Raw genomic sequence first — 21023 nt, 5'->3', positions numbered from 1 at the left:
AATTTTCTGTTTTGATACAGAATTCTATCTCTTTTTTTATGCCTTAGAAGCGCCAACAGACATGTTAGCTAATCTAGCTTTTTTCTCTGTAAATCCTCTCCAATATGAAGATAAGACTGAGCCAGAAATGTTGTGCCAGACGCTAAAGATGGTCGAAGGTATGGCGGCTGCTGGTGAGAAGTACATCATCGCCAACGTTGCCCCTAAGCTTGAGTCTTGCATGCCGACTTCGAAGGTGATGGCTTTTCTTTGGGGATCTTTTAATCTGATCAATTTCGAGAACAAAAATCCTAAGCCGTATCCTGATAAGTTGTGGAGAACTACGACAGGGATAACTAATGCAGTTGTTGCTGTGAATAGTTCAGCGTGATTGGCGCTGATTACGGCACCGATGATCAAGAGGATAGCTGTTTGTGAGACTAGTGGTAACGCTCTGGTGATGTAGTCGATGTGCTTTTTAAAAATTGTGTGGACTACGACACCTAAGATGATGGGGATCAAGACGATCCTGATGGTGCTCAAAAACAGCGAGGTCGTTGGGATCGTAACGTATTGTCCGGCGTAAAAAAGCAGTAATCCTGGTAAGGCCAGTGGTGCTAATAACGTCGACAAGGTTTCAATCGAAACATCTAAGGCTACATCTCCACCCGCTAAGTAAGCCATAACACTGGATGATGTTCCACTAGGACATGATCCTACTAAGATAACACCAACCGCGGTGGCTCCAGTCAAGCCAAAGATCTGACAAAGTAACCAGGCGATGGTTGGCATGATGACGTAGTGGGCAATTGTGCCTAAGATAACTGGCAAAGGTCGCTTAACGATCCGAGCGAAGTCTTCGCCTCGAAGGGTTAGCCCCATGCCGAATAAAATAATTCCTAATAAATACGAGGTGTTGGGGATGACCCACTGACTTGTTTGTGGAAGTGCGTAGTTAAAAACTGCCCAGAGTACTACTAACAACGTGAACCATCGTCCAACCCATTTTCCGAGTGATTCTACTTTTTCCAATTTAATTCATCCCCTATCGATAATAACCGAGCGCCATTTTTGCCGTTCGACTCATTTTGTCCGGTGTCCAAGCAGGATACCAGACGAGATTGATCTTCACTTCGTCAATTTCTGGCAATTGTTCCAAAGCTGATTGGATCATCTGCTCCAACACGGCAGAAATTGGACATCCCATGGTTGTTAAGGTCATTTTGACTGTACAAATTTTATCTTCCAGACTAATACCGTAGATCAATCCTAAATTGACCAAGTCGATCCTCAGTTCTGGGTCGATTACTTTTGATAATTGCGACAACATGCGGTCTTGCAAGTCGGCCATTTTTTCTTGTTGAGTAGTTTTATTCATTTCATCTACCATTTTGTTCACTACTTTCTTTTGGCGGCTGATTTTTCTTCTTGGTCAACTTTGCCAAAAAGTTGATCGGCGCCTAGCATGATGCCACCGGTATTAGCTGATGTTACTAAATATTGATATCTAGCTAAGTAACCGTATCTAACCTTAGGTTGGAACGGTTTAAGTTCGCTTCTTCTGGCATCTAATTCTTCTTCTGTCAAATCAACGTCCAAAGTTCGATTGACCAGGTCGATGGTGATCTTGTCGCCATCATGGATCAAGCCAATTTCCCCACCGGAAGCGGCTTCTGGTGAAACGTGACCAACACAAATTCCGTGGGTCGCACCCGAAAATCTGCCGTCGGTGATCAAGGCAACTGTCCGACCTAATCCACGTCCGATGATGTCAGAAGTTGGATTCAACATTTCGGGCATCCCTGGTCCACCTTTAGGTCCTTCATATCTGATAACGACGACATTCCCTGCTTTAACAGTTCCGTTATCGATTCCTTCAACGGCATCGTCGTGAGAATCAAAGCAAACTGCGGTACCAGTGAATTCATGAATGTCTGGATCAACACCGGCAACCTTGATAACTGAACCTTTTTTGGCGATATTACCGTAGAGGATGGAAAGTCCACCTTGTTCAGAATAAGGATTGTTCAATGGTCTGATAACTTCAGGATTGAGCGTCTTTTTGCCCGCAACATTTTCGCGGATAGTCTTTCCTGTGACCGTCATACGATCAGGATGGAGCACGCCTTTTTCGATCAATTCATTCATCAAAGCAGGGATTCCACCGGCTTCGTGAACATCTTGCATCGTCCATGATGATGATGGAGCGATTTTTGCCAAATGTGGTGTCTTTTTGGCGATCTCATTGATGTCTTCTTCGCTGTAGTCGATGCCAGCTTCGTGAGCGATAGCTAATCCGTGTAAAACCGTATTAGTTGAACCACCCATGGCCATGTCGAGGGCAAAAGCATCATCAAAGGCTTCTTTGGTCATGACATCACGAGGTTTCAAATTGTTTTTAACATTTTCCATAACTCTTCTAGCGGCAGCCCGAACGAGATCTTTTCGTTCATCGGATACGGCTAAAGCAGTTCCGTTGTATGGCAATGCTACACCGAAGGCTTCCATCAAGGAGTTCATCGAGTTGGCTGTATACATTCCCGAACAAGAACCACAACTAGGACAGGCATTTCTTTCTAGTTCCATGAAGTCATCTTTCGTCATCTTGCCATCTTTGAAAGCACCAACGGCTTCAAAAACGCTTGATAAAGTAGCGGCTTTACCATTAGGATCGACCCCAGCTTTCATCGGACCACCGGAAACAAAGGCACAAGGAACATTTGTCCGAACTGATGCCATCAACATACCAGGTGTGATCTTGTCACAGTTAGGCATGTACAAAACACCGTCGAACCAATGAGCATTAATGACAGTTTCAGCAGAATCAGCAATGATCTCGCGACTAGGTAATGAATAACGCATCCCAATGTGGCCCATGGCAATACCATCATCAACACCAATGGTATTGAATTCGAAAGGAATACCACCCATTTTTCTAATTTCTTCTTTAGCTACTTCGGCTAATTTACGAAGGTGCACGTGACCAGGTACGATCTCGATGTAAGAATTACAAATTGCAATGAAAGGTTTCTTCATGTCATCAGGGTCTTTAACTTGTCCTGTGGCATAAAGCAAACTTCTTCCTGGTGCTCGGTCAACACCGACTTTGATTTCGTCACTTCTTTTTTGCATGTCTTTTCCACTGACACTGAAATTTAACGTATCGCTCATTTTTTATTCCTTCTTCCCTTATTTAGAAACTGCTTGCGGATAGACGGCTATCCTGGTTGGATCGATCGACTGAATTGAAATTGGCTTTTGGTAAAAAGCACTCAAAACTTTTTTCGACAATAACCGGTCTCGCTGACCTTGATCGACTACTTGACCATTTCGCAACAATAAAACGTGTTTGAATAACGGCAAGATCTCTTCGGTATAATGTGACACTAATAAAAGTGCCGGACTGTCAGGCTGTTTGGCAATGTTATTGATCTTTGACAATAATTCCTCACGAGCAAAGAGATCTAATCCATTGCACGGTTCATCGAGGATCAACAATTTTGGATTGGCCATTAAGGCTCGAGCAATCAAAATTAATTGACGCTCACCTTGCGATAACACGGCATACGGTTTCGACAGTAGTTTGGCTCCACCTAAGTTGATCAAAGTTTGTTGTGCTTCATCCATATCTTCAAAACTGTAGTCTTGATAAATACCGATGCTGGCAAACTTACCCGACAAGACGATCTCATCAACTACATCTGCTTGGTGCAAGTCATCTTGCAAGGCATTGCTGACCCAACCGATCTTCGTCTGTAATTCAGGGATGTTGGTCTCACCAAACTTGCCCCCTAAAACTTCTAACGTACCTTCACTAGGCCACAGGTCACCGTGGATCATTTTTAATAACGTCGTTTTACCGGCACCGTTCAAGCCTAAGATGGCCCAGTTTTGACCAGTTTCAACCTTCCAAGTGATCTCGTTTAGGATCTGCCGTTTACCTCTTTGGACGGAAACGTTATTGAATTCTAAAATTTTCGACATCGCTATCCCCTCCATGAAAGAAATAGACCTACGCAGACACAGTTTGCGTAAGGTCCATTTGCTGACGAATGTTTTTTAAAAAATTAGGCACTTTGAGGGGTGCTGTATTTATCTGCCTCTTTAACAAATGGCATTCTTTCACGTAATTGTTCACCAACTTCAGAAAGTAGCGAGTTTGCTGAGCGTTCGCGCATCTTGTACAAGTCTTTGAAGCCGTTACGATAGTCATTCATGAATTCTTTAGCAAATTTGCCGTTTTGGATGTTCTCCAAGGCGTCTTTCATTGCTTGTTTGGATTCAGGTCCGACAACTTTAGGTCCAACTACGTATGAACCGTATTCTGATGTGTTTGAACAGTCGGCGTACATCTTGTTGAAGCCACCTTCGTAGATCAAATCACAGATCAATTTCATTTCGTGTTCAACTTCAAAGTAAGCCAATTGTGGTGAGTACCCTGCTTCAGTCAAGACTTCAAAACCAGTTTCGATCAGGGCTGTAACGCCACCCATCAGAACATTTTGTTCACCAAAGAGATCTTCTTCAGTCTCTTCTTTGAAGGTCGTCTTCAAGAGACCGGCACGAGCGGCACCATTTCCTTTAGCAAATTCTTTTGACAAGTCTTCAGCGTGACCTGAATAATCTTGGTAATAACCATACAATGCAGGAACACCGAAGCCCTCTTTATATGTCCGACGACAAAGATTACCTGGTCCTTTAGGAGCCATCATTACAACATCAACGAATTCTGGAGGAACGATTTCCTTGTAATGAACGTTGAAACCATGTGAGAAGCCCAAGACGTTGCCTGGTTCCAAGTATGGTTCAACTTCATTTTTGTAAACATCTGACATTACTTCGTCAGGCGTCAACATTTGAACCCAGTCTGCCTGTTTAGCAGCTTCGGCAACTGACATTACTTCGAAACCGTCAGTTTTAGCATTATCAAATGATTTTCCGGGACGAACACCGACAACAACGTGGTAGCCAGAATCGCGCAAGTTGTTAGCTTGGGCATGTCCTTGTGAGCCATAGCCAACAAAAGCTAAAGTCTTTCCTTGTAAATAATTAGTTGTAACATCCTTGTCGTATAACATTTCTACTTTCATAATTGATCTCCATTTGCATTTATTTTTTTAAAAAATTTTATTTAGTTTAAATTCCAAGCATTTCGTCATTGGCACTGCCGGGAGCAACCATTGGATAAACTTGTTCAAAACTAGGGATATCCACCTGAACTAAAGCTGGTTCGTCTTTTTCAAAAATCTGAGCTAGCTTAGCTTCTAAATCGTCTGATTTATCGAGTGTGTAGTAGCTTACTCCATACGCGTTAGCCAATTTTCCAAAATTTGGTTGATGGTCAAAGACGGTTTGTGCACGACGTTGGTCGTAAAACTCGTCTTGCCATTGACGAACCATTCCTAAAGTTTTGTTGTTTAATAAGACGATCTTGACGTTGAGCTTTTCGGCGGCTAAGACTTCTAGTTCTTCACTAGTCATCTGCAAGCCTCCATCACCAACGAACAAGACGACATCTTTTTTCGGATGGGCATATTTAGTACCAATTGCGGCTGGCAATCCGAATCCCATCGTTCCCAATCCTCCAGATGTAACTATCTGGCGTGGGAATTGAAAAGGATAAAATTGAGCGGCCCACATTTGGTGTTGTCCAACATCAGTAACAACGTAAGCTTGTCCTTTAGTTACCTTCCCGACTGCCTCAATGACTTCTTGCGGTTTCAGATGAGTTTTTGATTTTTGATAAGTAAAGTGGTGATACTTTTGATTGTTTTCGATCCGTTCATACCAGCTAGGTTCAACTTGATTAGTCGGTTCGAATTTATCCAAATAATGTAGTGCTTTTTTAGCATCAGCCACGGCTGAATACTGCGTTACAACGATACGACCGATTTCGACCGGATCGACATCAATGTGCGCCAATTCAGCGTTTGGAGCAAATTTCTTTGCGTTAGGTACTAGGCGATCATCGAAACGTGAGCCAACGTTCAACAAGAAATCACATTCTTGAAACGCCATATTGGCTGCATATGATCCGTGCATTCCACCCATGCCTAGTGACAATGGGTCTTGAGACTGCATGATCCCTAATCCTAATAACGTTGTGACGGTTGGCAACCGCCATTTTTGGGCAAATTGTCTTGCTAGTTTGCCAGCGTTAGCATCACTAACACCGCCTCCTAGCAACAACAATGGTCTTTTTGCCTCAGATAATTTCGTAATGATGGTATTCAAATCGCGCTGCTGTCCGGCCGACAATCGCTTTGCAACTGGCTTTTCCGTGACAGCTGTCGAATCACTTTCAAATACTTGTGACATCACGTCTTTGGGTAAGTCCACCAAGACAGGTCCTTTCCGACCTTCCTGAGCGATAGTAAAAGCTTGATCTAAAATACTCGCCAAGTCATCGCCTTTATGAACTTGAAAATTAGCTTTCGTCACTGCTTTGGTCATACTCACGATATCCAATTCTTGAAAAGCATGAGTCCCGATGGCACTCGTGCCAACTTGACCGGTCAAAACAACTAAGGGGGCCGAATCCATCATCGCATCAGCAATGCCAGTAATCGCATTTGACGCCCCTGGTCCACTTGTGACCAAAATGACGCCTGTCCTCCCTGTGACTTTGGCGTAACCTTCAGCAGCGTGAGCTGCTCCTTGTTCGTGCCGCGTCAAAATATTTCGAAACGACGAAGTGAGCAATTTGTCGTAAATTGGTAAAACGGCGCCACCCGGGTAGCCAAATAGCAACTCGACATCGTGATCAACTAAAGAGTTAATCAAAGATTCAGCTCCGCTAATTTTCGTTTCAACCTCCGACTGTTTTGCTAACATCGATAGATCCCCCTTTCTTCGCGAATAACTAAATTAAGAAAATAAGAATAACAGTTATGCTAAATTAAAATTTTCTAATTTTTGTAAGTTATTCGTTGCATGTTATAATTTTTCAGTCAAGCAGTGAGGCTTCAAAAACAATCGTGAAAGAATGCCGATCAAGAATTTCTTCTTTTGGTGTTCGCAACCGAAATCGATTGTGGAACGCGACATTTTGTAAATTACGTTTTATAAAATTTCGCTTGCTGTAGCTGATGGGCATTAATTTATACGCATTTAAAAATTCTGTCAAGCGCAAAAATTAGTTTTTTGTGAATGATTTCATGAATTTTTTATCAAGCTATATAGGTAGTTTTTTCAAAAAAATTGTCAGCAAAAAAATTTTATTTTTTTCAAATATGCACGTTTTTGTTGACATTGTTCGTGAAAGTGTTAATTTTAAAGACATTAAAAACAAATTAGAATTGCATCTGTCATAACTATTTTTTTGGCGGAGGGAATTTATCTCTATGTTTAGAGTAATTTGTTTAGGAAAGGGATGTTAATCATGTCAGCACGCTTTGTACCCGCAGCATCAAATGCTTTAATGCTAAAACATTTGTCAACAGAAGGCTTTGACTCTGTCTACTTAGACAGTCGCCTTTTAAGTACTCAATTATTGGGAACTTCTGATTCAGACTTGTTGAGCACATCAGCTTATTTAAACTATGTGCAAACTTTGTCTGCCTCAACAAAGATGAATGTCTTGGCAGATCTTTGCCTTAATGGTCAACTACAAGATTTGGATCAACAAGTTCAAGTCTTGCAAGACTCAGGTTGTGTTGCGGTCGTCGTGAGTGATGCTGACGTTGCCAATTCAGCCTTATTTGACGAACTCTTGAAAAATATCAAACTAGCTGCTGACAGTGATTTGCAAATAATCGTCAAGTTGGACGGCTTAGTTAAGTATGGCTTCAACGAACTACAAACAAGAATTGGGATTGCTCTCGATAATGGTCTAGACCACATTATTATTAGTAACATTACTGATGATGACTTGGTCATTATTAAGGCCGTCCAAGACTCGGCCTTGATTAGTCTTATTATTGATAACGCAAATATATCGTATTACAGCGCTTTACAGTTTAACCCCAAATTCATCTTGGACACTTTTCATGTTTATCAAGGTCTGGTACATTCGGCGAGTAGTATCAGTCAAAACATGATCTTAAAAATATTCATGGGCTAGTCCAAGCCCAACGGGTTGTCTGCAAACGCAGGCAGCCCTTTTTTTATTACCAAAATCAAAACAACGAGGAGAATTTTATATTATGACTACCAAAACTAGAACCGTCCTAACCGATCAAGAAGTAGAAAACGCCTATCGAGTCTTAAAACCAGTCGTGGAGCATACACCTTTGCAGCATTCTGAATACTTATCGCAAAAATATGGTTGCCAAGTGTATTTGAAACGTGAAGACTTGCAGCAAGTTCGTTCCTTCAAGATCCGTGGAGCTTATTACGCCATCCACCAAACACCAGAAGCCGACCGCAAGCGTGGAGTCGTCTGTGCCAGTGCCGGAAATCATGCCCAAGGTGTCGCTTGGACGAGTCGGGAAATGGATCTGCCTGCTACGATCTTCATGCCAACCACTACCCCTCAGCAAAAAGTCGACCAGGTGAAGTTTTTCGGTGGTGAGAATGTAACCATCAAATTAGTCAGCGATACTTTTGACGAAGCAAACGAAGCTGCCAATCAATTTTGCGAGCAAAACCAGCAGACCTTCATCGCTCCCTTCGACAACTTAAACACCATGGCTGGTCAAGGTAGCTTGGCCGTGGAAGTCTTCGATGATGCCGCCGAAAAAAATCTCGATGTCGATTTCTTGTTTGCCGCTATCGGTGGTGGCGGTTTGATCAGTGGGGTCAGCACTCACACCAAGGCAGTCAGTCCCCAAACGACTGTCGTCGGTGTCGAACCGAGTGGCGCTCGATCAATGGCTCAAGCTTTTTCCGTCGATCATCCGGTCAATTTAGATAAAGTCGACACTTTTGTTGATGGTGCTGCCGTCAAAAAAGTCGGTCAGCTGACCTACAATACTTGCCAAAAGTATGTCGACCGCCTAGTCTCAGTCCCCGAAGGTCTAGATAGTCAAACCATCCTCGAAGTTTATAGCAAACTAGCCATCGTTGCCGAACCAGCCGGAGCCTTGAGTATCGCCGCTTTGGAAGTCTACAAGGATCAATTACCAGGAAAGACCGTCGTTTGCGTCGTCTCTGGTGGCAACAACGACATCAACCGGATGCAAGAAATGGAAGAAAAGTCCCTAGTCTACCAAGGATTGCAACATTACTTCCTAGTAAGCTTTGCCCAAAGAGCTGGAGCGTTGCGGGAGTTCGTCAACGTAGTTTTGAATCCCGACGATGACATCACCAAATTCGAATACACTAAAAAGGTCAACAGCAGTGAAGGTCCCGTCTTGTTGGGTATCAGATTAGGGCAAGCTGAAAACCTCGGTCAGTTGTTAGACCGGTTGACCAAATTTGACCCTAACTACACCAACCTCCGCGACAATCCACAACTATATCGGATGCTAGTTTAGTTCGGTTCAATTTAGTCACTATATAGTGGAAGAAACAGGAAATTTTTCCGTAAAAAAACAGTATCAAAGCACTGATTTATCATGCTTTGATACTGTTTTTTTGATGATTTTAATTTGATTGATAATACTGCAAAGTTAAATTGACTGGTCGAAGCTTCGTCATCTATCACTTGTAATTGGAGTTTCAACCTAATCCATTGGCATACCTGCTCAGTGTTTTTAAAGAAGGAATGTGATCCATTCGCTCAATGCTTGCAAGTTGGGATGTATTCATGCCGATACGCTTAGCTAATTCTGACTGGCTAATGCCTCGATCTATTCTTTTAGCTTCCAAATAACTTAAAGTATGTATAACATCCATTTCTATCGCAGGAATCGATGTTATCTGTTTTTTAAAATCGCTATAAGTTTGCATCTTGAATTTCCCCTCTGCGGATTATTTTTCTGGATTAATTCATTGTAATTGCTCTCTTATGGTACGTTGCACTATCAAAAAAGTCCATAATTTAATAAAAAGTTCCCGAATAGAGTCATTTCTACTCGGGAACTATCATATTTGAATTCAATATTATTCAGTTTCAGCTAATCCTTTATTCTCACGATTGATTTTTTCAACTCGTTTGTTACCTTTGTACAATTCTACTACAGTCCAAATCAAGAGTGCGATTACTATACCGATCAAGGCGTAGGCTATGTCGTCAGCTATGACTAACTGAGTTTTGCTAGGATTGCTTCCGAAAAATCCTTCTACTTGAGCTGGTAAACCTAGTAAGTTGAGGTAGGTCAGACCGATGACGGAGATCCAGCCAAACATTTTAATAAAGAATGAATTTTTAAATTGCTTCCCCATTTCGGCTTCACTGTCGGTCATCAACAGTAGTGGCAACATTGAAAATGGCAAGGCGAAAGCTAAGAAGACTTGCGAATTATTCATCAAATCATTCAAAGCAACGTGTTCATCGATGGCACTTTTACCACTTGTCAATAAAACACAAATCAGAACTGGGATAACTGAGATCAATCTAGTTACTAACCGACGCAACCAGAGTGGCATCTTCAAATGAACGAAGCCTTCCATGATAACTTGTCCGGTCAAAGTACCAGTAATGGTTGAGTTTTGACCAGATGCTAACAAGGCAACAGCGAACAAAGTCGATAGTACACCGGTCTTGGCAACACTAGCGAGAACGCCATTACTCATCGTCTTCGTATCTGACAAGGCTTGGAACAATCCGAAGAATGATGGATCTTTAACAGTTCCACTCTTGAAGACGGCAACACCCATGATCAAAAGCAAAGCATTGACGAAAAAGGCACAAGTTAGTTGGATATTCGAGTCCCAAGCAGTGAACTTAACTGACATGGCAACTTGTTTTTTATCACTATGGTCGATTTTTCTAGTTTGAGAAATGGCCGAATGTAAGTACAAATTATGAGGCATGACCGTTGCACCAATAATTCCCAAGGCACCAGTCAATGGAGTCATACCGCCAACAGTGGGACTTTGAGAAAATGTTTGGGCTGAAGGGATGAGTCCTTTGAAGACCCCACCCCAATCAGGATTTGATAAAGCAACTTGATAACCAAAAACCAAAATGATCACAAGGATCAAGCAAACAACAATGGCTTCGATTTTTCTAAAACCGATCTTGGTCAATAATAATAGAAGTAAAACATCAAATACCGTTATAAATACCGCAATAACTAGTGGAATGTGAAACAGCAAGTAAAGCGCGATCGCTGCACCAATAACTTCGGCAATGTCAGTCGCCATGATGGCAAATTCAGTCATGATCCACAAAACGATCCCGAGCGACTTACTAGTCCGCGCCCGAATAGCTTGTGCGAGATCCATTTGTGTTACAATTCCTAGTTTAGCAGCCATATATTGCAACAACATAGCAACTAAACTAGAAAGAAGTATTACCGACATTAACAAATACTCAAAATTTTGACCACCAGTAATTGAAGTACTCCAATTACCAGGATCCATATAGCCCACAGCCACCAAAGCACCAGGACCAGAGTAAACAAACAACGTCCTCAAAAAATTCTTATTCTTGGGAACTTCAATCGTACTATTGATCTCCTCCAACGAAGGACCATTGGCATATTCAATCAACTTCTTACGATTGGGGGTTTCATCTTTCATTTTAATACCTCCCTTTTAGAATCCAGGGCAATACTAACACCACGAAAAATAAAAATATCTTTGAATTTAAAAAAACATTTTGTTAACAAATGAACAAGAGAATGGAGGTGCACGGTTAGCTGGTGAGGATTAAAAAACAGAGAGCGCAGCGAGGTTGGGCAGCTGCTGAGGATTAACGCGTGTAGTCGCACAAGGTGCTGCGAAGCAGTGCCGCGACTACATGTGTTAACCGGAGGCCGCTACCTCGCGGAGCTCGTTTCAGCATCCTTGAGGGTATAAATAAAAAACACTATCAAAATTGCTGCAGGTCTAGCCAGCAAGAATAGGTAGCACTATCTTTCTTTTCATACAAAGCCGTGCCTGCTGACAGTTTCTAAACCGGAGGCCGCTATCCCCTGGAACGCGTTTCCACTATAAAACGGGCAACGTTTGGCACAAAAACAACAAAAGTTTGGTTACCAAACAACAGAGATTTGGAAACAAAAAAAACCGTCAACCCCCAAGGTCAACGATCCAAATAAAATATTAAGCTTTCCGAGTACGACGCAAATGCATACGCCGTTGATACAATGAAATCCCCTGACTCCAAAAAATAAAATTAAAGAAGACAAAAACAACCCCAATAATCAGGTCAGTAAGTCCTCGAGTCATACGTGCACTGACGAGCAACCAAGTAACGATCCCGATAGAAAATACCGGAATAATGGCACCCAACCAGGCAAAGCGATTATTTGCAAAAATATACTTCTCCAGAAGTAGAGCAAAAACAGAACCAATTAAAAATAAAACGATTTGCATATTTTCTCCCCACACATTCGAATTCAACAAAAGATATAATACCACAAAAATGCAAACATATGTGCGATAAATCAGATTTGTAATATATTTTTTTGATTGCGCAATTAAATGTGAAAAAAATTTTTGATAATTGCTTATTTCTACAGGATCAATTATTCAAATTCCATAAAGCAATTTTTTGCACCAGTTCCACAGGAATCTCATCGACAGCTTTAGTGAACTGTAACGTAGTCTTATCGTGCAAATATGGCTTAATCTCATTTATAAAATGATCAATAGGTTTATCGGTTGGATAAAATCCGATATGATTTTTATAAATGCCAAAAAAGCAAATTTGCTTAGGTTGATAGTATCCAACGAGTCCATAAGAGAGACGGACTTCAGCATCAGGAAGTACTTGAGAAATAATATTTGCCATCTTTTTAGCTAAAAGTTTATCATTTTCATTATCGAGTGTTTGTAAATACTCATCCATTTTTGCACCACCGGGGGAATTATTTTGACAGAACAAATTACAATACCACAACTCTACAACTTACTACATAAAAAATTGGGCCAACAAAACTGGTGGCCAGCTGGATCAACTGAGGAAATGTTAACCGGAATGGTCTTGATCCAAAATACCAACTGGAAAAACGTCGACCGGTCCCTAGCCAATTTACAACAAGCAACTAATTTTGAACTAACAAGAATGCTTGACTTAACTTTTGAAGAGACCAAGCAACTGATCCAACCAAGCGGTTTTTTCAACAATAAAGCGATTTATTTAAAATCACTTTTGACCGCGTATCGTGACGACTTTGCCAATTGGGAAAAACTTCCAACCAGTGAATTGCGGAAGAAACTAATCGGCTTAAAAGGAATCGGCAACGAAACCGCCGATGTCTTATTACTCTACTATTTCCATCGAGCAACCTTCGTCGCCGATAACTACAGCATGCGACTTTTTAAAACCATGAACGCCTTCGACAAAAAGCCAACTTATCTCCAACTAAAACACGCAGTAGAATTCGACTTCAACTTCACATCCAAAGAGGCCGAAGAATTCCACGCCCTGATCGACGAATACGGCAAACTAAAAAGCGATTTTTTCAAAAACTATCAGCTAGTCTTACCTACTCCCATCAAATAATTACCGATAAGTAGCAGTAAACATAGAATTCAAAAACTGCCGATTCTCGATCTCATCGACCAAAGCCGTAGCCATATCAGCAAAGCTAATAGCAGCGGCCCCCTTCTGGTCAACAATAACAAAATCAGAACCAGTTCGATAAGTCCCAGTAGCTGGACCAGAAATTTCGAAATGAAACGGCGGAGCAACATAAGTCCAATCAAATCCAGAACTACCTTGCAAAACCTCAAAAGCCCGTCCCAACAAATTAGACTGCTCCTTCATAGCAGGCAAAAAATCAGCCACCTTCTGCTTCCGAGAATCATCAGCAAACAAATTAACCCCAGAACCAACCACCATCAATCGGCAGTCGGAATCAGCAAAAATCTTAACCAAATGTTTCATCTGAGAAACAGCCAACTCCCCCTGCCCAGCACGAAACTCAGAACAATCAACCACAACATCAAAAGAAGCAACATCAGCAGCAGAAAGCTCCAAAACATCAACATCAACCAAAGGCCAACCCTCAGGCAAATCAGAACGAGAATCGCCAATAGCAGAAACCTCAAACCCACGATCCAAAGCCTCATTAGCAACAAATCGACCAAAAGAACTAGCAGCCTTAATAATACCTAACTTCATAATCCACCTCTAAAAAATAAAAAAACAATATATTAGTAACAAAATACAAATTCATATATGACCATTCTTATCCAATAAAAGAAAAAATACAACCAAATACTCCAGAATTGCGACAGCGACATTTCACGAAGTAGAAATAAGCCAGAACTACCACTGCGACATTTCACGAAGTAGAAATGAGCCAGAAAAAGAAAAAAATCAAATAGGAACCGATGAAAAGAACCAGCAAAAATAAGAACAGATAAGGAAACAAAGAAAAAATCCTAGGAACGGAAAAAAAAAGGAAAGAAAAACCCAACAGCAGCAATCAACCACAATAAAACTAAGTACCGTACCCCAAACCAACAATTGGATTTATTGTAAACCTAGGTTCTGCGGAGGGTGGAGGGAATTCGCCGTCAGCCGCGAAATTTTCGTTTGCACGGCATGGGCCGTGCTTACGAAAAGGTCAAGCTTTGAGATGTCCAAGGGCGGGTTTCCCTTGGATAGCTCAAAGTTGGCCCGCAGCGTTCCACGGCGCAATTCCCGGAACTCTCCGCAGAACCGGCAGTGAACCACCACAACAAACTATAACCTCAACAAAAAACAACAAAAAAAAAGATGAAACCCCATCAATAAAGACAGAATCTCATCAAAAATAAACTATTCAAAAACCCGAGCAAAACCAGCAATATTACCACGATTACCATAAATCGAATGAATCTGAACCCCACCTGGCCACGACTCGATCATAGTATTAGCATCCAAAAGAATACCAACATGCCAGATAATACCAGTAGAAGGATCAGTAAAGAATACTAAATCACCACGTTCTCTTTGAGCAGAAGGAATATGAGGCATTCTCCAGTCAGCCCACATCAATCTACTATTCCATTCATTACCTGGTTGAGCGTGTTGGATAGCTGAAACAGGAAGTGGTGAAACACCAGCTGCATACATAGCTTGTGTAACCAAACCAGAACAGTCAACACCGTAAGCAGGTGAACTTGCAGCACCAGAGATCCATGGCTTGCCAAGATATTGTTTAGCTTGGTTGATCATGGCTTCGATATGGTCTGAACGAGTACTGTTCATACCAGTTTGAAGTGGAGCAACATATGAATCAATGCTGTACCATGAGTCTTCTGAGAAGCCCATTGCTTCCCAAGTAGCTAAGTCAGTTCTACCTGTAACAGGTAGTCACATACGTGCTTGAAGATTTCTAACGGCATTAATGACACTACCATCATAAATAGTATGGCCGTTTCCGAAACCAAAGTATTGTCTTACTAAGTAAGTCTTGATACCTTCAACACCGTTGTACAATTCGTAACCTGGTGTTCCATCAGGTTGGATCTGTGTGTTAGAAATTTGTAAGTAACCAGCGCTATTTGAGTAAGCTGGAGTAGTTGTAGCATCAAATGAGTTTACCCAAAGGTTGTTACCAACTTCCCAATAATTTACACCATCAATAGTGTCGTGGCGACTATATTGCCATACAGAATTTGCTTCTAGATTTGGTGAACCACTATCAGTAAATCCTGAGTCAGAACGGTTAGAAGTCTTTGCTCCCCAGCCTTGAACACGAACGACACCATTTTCGGCTTTACCAAAACTCAATGAAACATCGTTGCTGTTGACCCAAGCATTTGTACTTACACGATAATAAGTTTGGCCTTGATTTGACAATTTACTGTCAGTATACCAGTCGCTGTTTTTAGCAAGACTGATCGTCAATCTTGTACCATTTTCGTCAAATAAGGCTGATAAACCGTCACCAGTATGTACTTCACCGTTAACGATCGGTGTCTTAGTTGCTTGAGTTGTTGGTGTCGAAGTATTTGTTGAATCATCAGTGAAGTATGAATCATCTTGGTCCAAAGCGTTGTTCATTGCTTGAACATTTGCTTTAGTTGCTGATTCATTGGTTGTAGCTGCTGTATCAGTTACTTCGTTAGCTATTGTTGCTGTATCAGTGTCAGCAGTAGCACTTGCTTGAACTTGTGATGTAGTATCTGCAGTAGCTGTTTCAACTGTATTTTGGGCAGTAGTTTCAGCGTGAGCATTGTTTTGCATCAAACCAACTGAAATAACAGCCAAAACTAAATTACTAAAAATAATGACTTTATGTTTGTTTTTCATGTTTTTCCCCTAATTTAATTTTAATAACTAATAGCTCTTCTACTTTGCGTATCCCAATTATTCAAAAATTGTTGGATCCCCATTTGTGTCGATTGATTAGTCCAACAATCGTTGTAATAAACGTATTGGTCGTCGTAACCAGTCACCGTCAAAGCGTGATATGTAAATCCGTGCAATGTATTCCAAGTAACGACTGGATGACCGATATCAATTTGATACTTGATATCGTTGAAATCAACTCCAGTTAAATCTTTGGCTGAACCAGCGTATTTTTCCACTAAGTCCATCAAAGCGTTTGGAAAAATTGTGATACCTGTTTGATCCCAAGGTTGACCGATATAATCGTAGTTAGGGTCAGAATTTCTTGGCATTTCACGAGCTAATTGCATCTTATCAACGTTTGCTCCCGCGTATTGCAACATCATCGTGACAGCGGTGATCTCACAACCGTTTGGTAACTCTGGACGTTGAGCGATCAATGGCACACCGGATACCCAAGCTGCTGCCTTCATATCTGGTGCATCATTAATGGCCACATAATCTTGTGGTACCCACAAGTTATGCCCGATCTCGTACCAGTATTTCCCATTTTTACTGACACGCTTGTCGGTTTTCCAAGAAGTATCTGTTGGCAGATCATTACCAGTATATACGGCGGAATCACCGTATCCACTAAATGAATGGACACTAGATCCCTTCTTATAACTGATATTCACTGTCGCATTGTAATCCTCTATATTGGATACAAAAGTACCGGCATTGGCACTAATATATTCCAAGGTTGATACACGGTAGTATCCTTGACCATCTTGTGAGTAGGCCAATTTATCAGTGTACCAAGCAGTATGCGGAGCTAAACTACGATTACTCGTTTGTGTTCCCGATTGATCCGTCAAAGCTGACAAATTATCTCCAACTGTAAAAACTCCATCTACCTCAGTTACCGAAGCAGCTGGTTGAGTTGTGGTATCCGATTGAGTAGTCGTTTGATCACTCGTATTTGTAGTCGTATTGTTGTTAAATTGAACCGGATCCATTTGATCAGTTGAATTATCCGTCGTTTGATTGTCATTTTCTGGTGCAGAAGTTTGTGCTTGAACGACTTTTCCCGTAAGTTGTTCATCACTTGCAACTTCTGTCACTTTTGCTTGGTCTGTAACGCTAGCAGTTGGTTCCGTGCTGGCCTGACTTAGCATTGGAAAGGCAAAGATGCTCATCGATAGTAACGCTGATGCGCATAGTGAATATTTGTATTTTCTTTTCACTGTGTTCCCCCTATCTTAAGTTCCCTGTAACTTTAAACATGAACAGTTTAAATATAATGATATTTAGGGCGCTCGTCAATCGTGTTTTATCATTATTGGGTATATTATTTATTGTTATATTCATAAATTTACGTTTTTTCGCATTTTATCAGTATTTTTTAGTTTGAAATTTGGAATAATTCATTTATATTTGACTGAAAAATTTTGACGTTCAACTTTGTTTTTTTACGATGACGAATCCAACATACTTGCTTATTAACGCAAAAAAACAGATCATCCTTTTACTTGGATGATCTGTTTTTTAATAAATTTAGTCGCCACGTGTGTATGAAGCAACGTATTTCTCACGTTTTTCTTCATCAAATTCATTTTCACTCTTGGCAATAATAACTGTAGCTAAGGAATTTCCGACAACGTTAACGGCGGTTCTACCCATGTCGACTAGTCGGTCAATCCCGGCGATGAAGGTCAAACCTTGTAATGGAACACCGATAGTTGAAACGGTAGCTAGTAACACGACGAAGGAAGCACCGGGAACTCCGGCCATCCCTTTAGATGTCAACATCAAGACTACCACTAGGGTAATTTGTTGCCCGATCGATAGGTTGATGTTATAAGCTTGTGCTAAAAATAGAGCTGCTAGTGATTGGTAAATAGCCGATCCATCTAGGTTAAAGGTATATCCAGTTGGGATAACGAAAGATACAATACCTTTAGTTGCTCCGTATTTTTGCATCTTGTCCATCATCTTAGGCAAAGCTGCTTCAGATGAGGCTGTAGTGAAGGCTAAAACAATTTCGTTTTCAATGATGCGGAATAGTTCATAAAATTTAACATGGAAGATCCGACCGACGATCGCCATGATAACAAAGACGAAGAACGCCATTGTTCCATAAGCGATGACGATGAATAATCCCAAAGGTTTCAAGGCTTCAAAGCCCATTTCACCGACTGTCACACCGATCAAAGCACAGACACCAATTGGAGCTACTCTCATAACCCAGTTAGTTACTTTGAACATAACGTTTGCGACAGCGTCTAAAAACTTAGTAATGATCTGTCCTGGTTCACCGATGCTAGCTGTTCCTAATCCGAACAAGACGGAGAAGAAGATAACCGGAAGCATCTCACCTTTACCCATGGCTTCAAAAATATTCGTTGGGATGATACTCATCAATACTGACCAAATACCGTCATGTTGGGCGGTCTTTGCTGAAGCAGTATATTGTGAGATATCGGAACTTTGAAGATCATGGATGTTAATAAAGGTACCAGGATGAGTTATATTGGCAACGACGATACCAATAATAATGGCAAGTGTCGTCATTACTTCGAAATAAATCAAAGTTTTCAAACCGATTCTTCCTAGTTTCTTAATGTCCCCCATGTTGGCAATACCAACTGTTAAACAAGAAATAACAATAGGAAGCACGATCATTTGAATTAAGCTTAGGAACATAGTTCCAATGTTTTGCATTACTTGAATGGCGGCTTTATTATGGTAAAAAATTTGTCCTAAGATAACACCTAGGATCAAACCAATAATGATTTGCCAGCCGAGACTTATTCTAAAGTAACGTTTTTTCTGCAATTTTGACACCCCTTAAAAAACTCACTTCTTATGATTATATCAAAAATTTTCCCCACCGTTAGTATAATTTAATCAATTAAGAATAACTTTAATTTAATAACTTACTCAAAGTCCGAGTTTTCGGGATTTCCAGCTGGTTAAAAATTGAATTTAATATATATCACGAGGGATATTTTTTTCTAATTTAAATTGGACATAATTTTACTTGTTTCAAATATGCGGCTTAATCATCATGATTGGTATAGCCATTTCAGGGATGATTGACCTATTAAAACACAGTTTGAAAGCTGCTGCGTTTTATATTATTTTAGTAACATTGATTTTTATTGGTCTAGTTAAAAGGGGATGTTATTTTGTCTAAAGATCAACGTTTAGGGATTTTATTTGCCATCATCGGCTCAATGCTCTGGGGGACCTCCGGAAGTGTTGCCCAATTCGTATTTACAAATAAATCGATTTCACCGCTCTGGCTGGTAGGTATCCGGATGTTTTTTGCCGGATCATTACTGCTGATTTGGTACGGGATCTCCGACGGGAAAAAGGTTTTCTCAATTTGGAAAAATCGTTCATCAGCTATCACCTTGTTATTTTTCGCCTTTTTAGGAATGTTGCCTTCACAGCTGGCCTATTTCATGGCTATTAAATATGGCAATGCGCCCACAGCAACGGTTTTGCAGTTTTTAGGACCATTGTTCATCATCATTTACTTAGCAATCGCTAATTGGAAAATGCCACGTCGAATCGACTTGATTTCTATCGCCTTAGCGCTATTTGGAACTTTCTTATTAGTTACCCAAGGTCACTTCAATAAGTTGGCACTGGCTCCGCTAGCATTGATCTGGGGCTTGTTAGCCGGGTTAAGTCAGGCATCGTATACTTTGATTCCCAGAAAGTTGCTTCATGAACTAGACGCCCGTTTGGTAGTTGGTTGGGCCATGCTATTAGGAAGCATCCCTTTCTTACCAGTTGTCGTTACTACCAAAGTCAGTCACATAACTCTCAGCGAAATATTATCGGTAATTTTCATAGTCATCTTCGGGACTATGTTCGCCTACCTATTATATTTAAAAAGCGTGCAACACATCGAACCATCAACGACTGGAATGTTGAGTGCTTTTGAGCCCTTAACTGCCACGATTTTATCAGTCACTCTGCTGAGCACACCGATCTCCACCCCCGAAATAATCGGTGGGATCTTCATCCTTGCTACTGCCTTCTTGCAATCGATCGGTTCAAAGTCGTGATCATTCAACCTACCCGTAAAAAGTGAAATCGCTAAGTGGCCAATACTTCAGAGCCACGCGACCAACGATCTGTGAGTCTTTGACAAAGCCAAACATCCGACTATCGTTGGAAACTGTCCGATGATCACCGAGGACGAAGTAGTTGTGTTCCGGGACCCGATTTTGTTTTTGCAAAACTTTTAAATACTTTTTACTGTAGCGTTTTTGCCAATCAGGGGTCTGGGCCAGTGACTCGATGGAAAAAATATACGTATAAGTATATGGCATGCCAGCATATGGCGTGTAGAGCTTCTCCCGCAACTTCGAGTTGGGGTCGAAGAACTTTTGCTCATACTTCTTACCATTAATAAAAAAGCCGTTTTCCTGCGACTTGATCTTATCTCCTGGCAATCCAATGACTCGCTTAATATAAAGCGAGTTTTTTTTATCCGGTGCTTTCATGATGACCACATCACCACGGCTGATCGAAGCATTGCGAAGGGCAATGACGTGATCGCCATTGTTGAAATTCGGTTGCATCGACGGCCCCGAAACGTAATTTTTCGAAAATAAATACTGAAAGGCAAAAAAACTGCAACTCATTACTACCACAATAGCGAATAAAACTAATAACGAAATCTTTTTCCAAGAACGCGTCCACCGCCAACGATGATTTTTCATCCCATGACCTCGATCAGTAGTATTTAATTATTTTTTCAGTTTAA

20 protein-coding genes are annotated in these 21023 nt (G+C 41.0%); 4 read left to right on the top strand and 16 right to left on the bottom strand.

Features of this window, described 5'->3' with window-relative positions:
- Positions 1-36 precede the first annotated feature (36 nt).
- From EKM69_RS05355 to ilvB, 6 genes are all read right to left on the bottom strand, one after another.
- Positions 37-1011, bottom strand: coding sequence for a bile acid:sodium symporter family protein (locus EKM69_RS05355; RefSeq protein WP_125708890.1), 975 nt, complete (start codon positions 1009-1011; stop codon positions 37-39).
- Between the two features lie 13 nt (positions 1012-1024).
- Complete coding sequence (locus EKM69_RS05350) at positions 1025-1357, bottom strand: metal-sulfur cluster assembly factor (protein WP_164505859.1); 333 nt, start codon at positions 1355-1357, stop codon at positions 1025-1027.
- Positions 1358-1377: 20 nt separating this feature from the next.
- Positions 1378-3150 carry a dihydroxy-acid dehydratase gene (ilvD, locus tag EKM69_RS05345; RefSeq protein ID WP_125708887.1) on the bottom strand — a complete coding sequence of 591 codons (1773 nt, stop codon included), beginning with the start codon at positions 3148-3150 and terminating at the stop codon, positions 1378-1380.
- An 18-nt stretch (positions 3151-3168) separates the two neighbouring features.
- The gene (locus EKM69_RS05340; protein WP_125708885.1) at positions 3169-3963 is read right to left on the bottom strand and encodes an ABC transporter ATP-binding protein; all 795 of its coding nucleotides are present in this window, start codon (positions 3961-3963) and stop codon (positions 3169-3171) included.
- Positions 3964-4046: 83 nt separating this feature from the next.
- Entirely contained in the window at positions 4047-5069 is a 1023-nt protein-coding gene (gene ilvC, locus EKM69_RS05335; protein WP_125708883.1) for a ketol-acid reductoisomerase, read from the bottom strand.
- A gap of 46 nt (positions 5070-5115) precedes the next feature.
- Positions 5116-6813, bottom strand: a complete 1698-nt coding sequence (gene ilvB, locus EKM69_RS05330) for a biosynthetic-type acetolactate synthase large subunit (protein WP_125708881.1) — start codon at positions 6811-6813, stop codon at positions 5116-5118.
- A 547-nt stretch (positions 6814-7360) separates the two neighbouring features.
- Here ilvB and EKM69_RS05325 point away from each other — a divergent pair.
- Together EKM69_RS05325 and ilvA are read left to right on the top strand one after the other, a co-directional pair.
- Positions 7361-8041, top strand: coding sequence for an isocitrate lyase/phosphoenolpyruvate mutase family protein (locus EKM69_RS05325; RefSeq protein ID WP_164505858.1), 681 nt, complete (start codon positions 7361-7363; stop codon positions 8039-8041).
- A gap of 82 nt (positions 8042-8123) precedes the next feature.
- Entirely contained in the window at positions 8124-9395 is a 1272-nt protein-coding gene (ilvA, locus tag EKM69_RS05320; protein WP_125708877.1) for a threonine ammonia-lyase IlvA, read from the top strand.
- 184 nt (positions 9396-9579) lie between these two features.
- Here the strand turns inward: ilvA and EKM69_RS05315 are convergent, their stop codons facing one another.
- The 4 genes from EKM69_RS05315 to EKM69_RS05300 form a co-directional block, all read right to left on the bottom strand.
- A complete protein-coding gene (locus EKM69_RS05315) occupies positions 9580-9810 on the bottom strand; it encodes a helix-turn-helix domain-containing protein (protein WP_125708875.1) in 231 nt (76 codons plus the stop codon).
- Between the two features lie 153 nt (positions 9811-9963).
- On the bottom strand, positions 9964-11553 hold the full coding sequence (locus tag EKM69_RS05310; RefSeq protein ID WP_404825400.1) for an Nramp family divalent metal transporter: 1590 nt from the start codon (positions 11551-11553) through the stop codon (positions 9964-9966).
- A gap of 519 nt (positions 11554-12072) precedes the next feature.
- Positions 12073-12345 carry a hypothetical protein gene (locus tag EKM69_RS05305; protein WP_125708871.1) on the bottom strand — a complete coding sequence of 91 codons (273 nt, stop codon included), beginning with the start codon at positions 12343-12345 and terminating at the stop codon, positions 12073-12075.
- Positions 12346-12493: 148 nt separating this feature from the next.
- A complete protein-coding gene (locus EKM69_RS05300) occupies positions 12494-12820 on the bottom strand; it encodes an iron chaperone (protein WP_125708869.1) in 327 nt (108 codons plus the stop codon).
- A 24-nt stretch (positions 12821-12844) separates the two neighbouring features.
- Between EKM69_RS05300 and EKM69_RS05295 the strand changes: the two genes are divergently transcribed.
- Positions 12845-13477, top strand: a complete 633-nt coding sequence (locus EKM69_RS05295; protein WP_125708867.1) for an endonuclease III domain-containing protein — start codon at positions 12845-12847, stop codon at positions 13475-13477.
- On the opposite strand, the gene EKM69_RS05290 is transcribed toward EKM69_RS05295, so the two are convergent.
- From EKM69_RS05290 to EKM69_RS05270, 5 genes are all read right to left on the bottom strand, one after another.
- A complete protein-coding gene (locus EKM69_RS05290; RefSeq protein ID WP_125708865.1) occupies positions 13478-14098 on the bottom strand; it encodes an NAD(P)-dependent oxidoreductase in 621 nt (206 codons plus the stop codon).
- 642 nt (positions 14099-14740) lie between these two features.
- Positions 14741-15235, bottom strand: coding sequence for a C40 family peptidase (locus EKM69_RS05285; RefSeq protein ID WP_125708863.1), 495 nt, complete (start codon positions 15233-15235; stop codon positions 14741-14743).
- A 42-nt stretch (positions 15236-15277) separates the two neighbouring features.
- The gene (locus tag EKM69_RS05280; protein WP_125708861.1) at positions 15278-16219 is read right to left on the bottom strand and encodes an SLAP domain-containing protein; all 942 of its coding nucleotides are present in this window, start codon (positions 16217-16219) and stop codon (positions 15278-15280) included.
- A gap of 20 nt (positions 16220-16239) precedes the next feature.
- A complete protein-coding gene (locus EKM69_RS05275) occupies positions 16240-17484 on the bottom strand; it encodes a C39 family peptidase (protein WP_125708859.1) in 1245 nt (414 codons plus the stop codon).
- A gap of 310 nt (positions 17485-17794) precedes the next feature.
- Positions 17795-19075, bottom strand: coding sequence for a cation:dicarboxylate symporter family transporter (locus EKM69_RS05270; RefSeq protein ID WP_125708857.1), 1281 nt, complete (start codon positions 19073-19075; stop codon positions 17795-17797).
- Positions 19076-19428: 353 nt separating this feature from the next.
- Here EKM69_RS05270 and EKM69_RS05265 point away from each other — a divergent pair, with 353 nt between their 5' ends.
- Positions 19429-20319 carry a DMT family transporter gene (locus tag EKM69_RS05265; protein ID WP_125708855.1) on the top strand — a complete coding sequence of 297 codons (891 nt, stop codon included), beginning with the start codon at positions 19429-19431 and terminating at the stop codon, positions 20317-20319.
- A gap of 9 nt (positions 20320-20328) precedes the next feature.
- On the opposite strand, the gene lepB is transcribed toward EKM69_RS05265, so the two are convergent.
- A complete protein-coding gene (gene lepB / locus EKM69_RS05260; protein ID WP_125708853.1) occupies positions 20329-20979 on the bottom strand; it encodes a signal peptidase I in 651 nt (216 codons plus the stop codon).
- Positions 20980-21023 lie beyond the last annotated feature (44 nt).

Origin of the sequence: Companilactobacillus zhongbaensis (assembly GCF_003946515.1) — a bacterium.
Taxonomy (GTDB): domain Bacteria; phylum Bacillota; class Bacilli; order Lactobacillales; family Lactobacillaceae; genus Companilactobacillus; species Companilactobacillus zhongbaensis.
Note: the sequence above shows the minus strand (reverse complement) of the source record. Positions and strands in the feature narration are given on the sequence as shown.

Excerpts from the sequence above, each read along its gene's own strand:
- EKM69_RS05350 (WP_164505859.1), bottom strand. The coding sequence starts at position 1,357 with ATGAATAAAACTACTCAACAAGAAAAAATGGCCGACTTGCAAGACCGC.
- ilvD (WP_125708887.1), bottom strand. The coding sequence starts at position 3,150 with ATGAGCGATACGTTAAATTTCAGTGTCAGTGGAAAAGACATGCAAAAA.
- EKM69_RS05340 (WP_125708885.1), bottom strand. The coding sequence starts at position 3,963 with ATGTCGAAAATTTTAGAATTCAATAACGTTTCCGTCCAAAGAGGTAAA.
- ilvC (WP_125708883.1), bottom strand. The coding sequence starts at position 5,069 with ATGAAAGTAGAAATGTTATACGACAAGGATGTTACAACTAATTATTTA.
- ilvB (WP_125708881.1), bottom strand. The coding sequence starts at position 6,813 with ATGTTAGCAAAACAGTCGGAGGTTGAAACGAAAATTAGCGGAGCTGAA.
- EKM69_RS05325 (WP_164505858.1), top strand. The coding sequence starts at position 7,361 with ATGTCAGCACGCTTTGTACCCGCAGCATCAAATGCTTTAATGCTAAAA.
- ilvA (WP_125708877.1), top strand. The coding sequence starts at position 8,124 with ATGACTACCAAAACTAGAACCGTCCTAACCGATCAAGAAGTAGAAAAC.
- EKM69_RS05315 (WP_125708875.1), bottom strand. The coding sequence starts at position 9,810 with ATGCAAACTTATAGCGATTTTAAAAAACAGATAACATCGATTCCTGCG.
- EKM69_RS05305 (WP_125708871.1), bottom strand. The coding sequence starts at position 12,345 with ATGCAAATCGTTTTATTTTTAATTGGTTCTGTTTTTGCTCTACTTCTG.
- EKM69_RS05300 (WP_125708869.1), bottom strand. The coding sequence starts at position 12,820 with ATGGATGAGTATTTACAAACACTCGATAATGAAAATGATAAACTTTTA.
- EKM69_RS05290 (WP_125708865.1), bottom strand. The coding sequence starts at position 14,098 with ATGAAGTTAGGTATTATTAAGGCTGCTAGTTCTTTTGGTCGATTTGTT.
- EKM69_RS05285 (WP_125708863.1), bottom strand. The coding sequence starts at position 15,235 with ATGGGCTTCTCAGAAGACTCATGGTACAGCATTGATTCATATGTTGCT.
- EKM69_RS05280 (WP_125708861.1), bottom strand. The coding sequence starts at position 16,219 with ATGAAAAACAAACATAAAGTCATTATTTTTAGTAATTTAGTTTTGGCT.
- lepB (WP_125708853.1), bottom strand. The coding sequence starts at position 20,979 with ATGAAAAATCATCGTTGGCGGTGGACGCGTTCTTGGAAAAAGATTTCG.